At 46.9% G+C, this 271-nt stretch carries 1 protein-coding gene; it reads left to right on the top strand.

What is annotated here, in order from left to right:
- The coding region (locus R0J87_RS20615; protein WP_498888582.1) for a hypothetical protein at nt 1-271 on the top strand (271 nt) is incomplete at both ends.

The raw sequence follows: 271 nt of genomic DNA on the forward strand, positions 1-271 counted from the left end.
GTCGCTGGAATGTTTAACTATCTCTGGAATGTGATTATTGGCGGTTTAATTGGCATTGTCACGAGTTTATGGCGGTTTTTCTCTCAAGGATGGGGAGGAGTGTTAGCGGGTTTAGCCAGTTTGGTTGCAGCGAGTTTTGCAGGTTGGCTAAGTTGGCAACAACTTCGACAATGGCGCTATCAGCGATGGCTGGCAAAACTTCCCCCTGTAGAAGGACTCTATCAACAGATGTTACAAGTTTTAGCGCAACAAGCTACAGCCAAACAACCCG

The organism is Halomonas sp. SIMBA_159 (assembly GCF_046536035.1).
In the GTDB taxonomy this organism is placed as follows: domain Bacteria; phylum Pseudomonadota; class Gammaproteobacteria; order Pseudomonadales; family Halomonadaceae; genus Vreelandella; species Vreelandella venusta_A.